Source organism: Xenorhabdus vietnamensis, from assembly GCF_002127535.1.
In the GTDB taxonomy this organism is placed as follows: Bacteria; Pseudomonadota; Gammaproteobacteria; order Enterobacterales; family Enterobacteriaceae; genus Xenorhabdus; species Xenorhabdus vietnamensis.
The window spans coordinates 1-1169 of record NZ_MUBJ01000094.1 but is presented as its reverse complement, the minus strand read 5'-3'; the positions used below and the strand labels follow the sequence as shown (position 1 = coordinate 1169).

Sequence of the window (1169 nt, the reverse complement as noted above, 5' to 3'; positions counted from 1 at the left end):
GAGCAACTGTCTTCAACCGTATTTTTTAAGAAGTCAACTGATGGTAAGACTCATCCCATATTTGGCTATTTCTAACCATTGCGTTAATGATGGTCAGAAGCTTACGCATACAGGCAACCAGAGCCACTTTTTTGGGCTTACCTGCTGCTACCAGACGGGTGTAAAAATGTCTGATAACCGCATTAAACCGAGTTGCTACAAGTGTGGCCATATACAGCGTTGCACGGACGCTGGCTCTTCCACCAAAGGTTGTTCGTCGTCCGCGCATTTTTCCCGAGTCGCGATTAATCGGGGCGACGCCAATAAGCGCGCTGATTTCGCGACGCGAAAGTTTACCCAGTTCAGGAACCTCAGCCAGCAAAGTCGCAATGGTAGCCGCGCCAATACCCTTTACACTGCTGAACAACTCAGACAATACCCTGAAATGTTCTCTGACGTGTTTATTCATATTCCGGTCAATATGAGCCCGTTCTTTTTCCAGCGCATCAATGATCGCCTTAATGCTCTTATGACTCTGTGGATGAGAAGGATACAATCGGTTACGTTCTGCAACCAGCATAGAAATCAACTGGCGTCTGCGCACGACCATTGCCGCGAGAGCTTGCCGTTTAATGTCAGGCAGGGAACGAATAAATCGTTCTCTGTCTGGGTGGCGATTAATCACTTCTCCCATCTGGGCCAGCATTCTGGCGTCAATGCTGTCTGTCTTAGCCAGATACCCCATAGACCGGGCAAAATCACGAGCCTGCCTGGGATTAATGACAGCGATGTCAAAACCTTCAGACTGAAGAAAGCATGCTACAGCATTCTCCAGTCCTCCGGTGGCCTCCATAAGGATCAGAGAGATGGTTTTTTCTCTGAGTTTTGCCAGAATGATATCAAAACCGTCAGTATCGTTACTGACCGTAAACGATACTACTGCTCCAACAGAAACATCCAGAGAAGATTTGGATACATCGATACCAACACACACCGGATCCAGCAAACTCATATTTACCCACCCTTGCATATACGAAATGTTATCAGGCAACTGTTCGGGTTTCAGATGAGCAGCTTAGTTCATGCGTCATTTGCTCCAGTGCGGGCTTCAAAGCCCAAGGATCCATCGGACTACATGAACCTTGCTAAACCCAGTAATTATTTATTCTACACGGGTTTCAAGATACAAG

1 protein-coding gene is annotated in these 1169 nt (G+C 47.0%); it reads right to left on the bottom strand.

Features of this window, described 5'->3' with window-relative positions; translation table 11 throughout:
* Positions 1-25 precede the first annotated feature (25 nt).
* Positions 26-991, bottom strand: a complete 966-nt coding sequence (locus Xvie_RS20325) for an IS110 family RNA-guided transposase (protein ID WP_086110885.1) — start codon at positions 989-991, stop codon at positions 26-28.
* Positions 992-1169 lie beyond the last annotated feature (178 nt).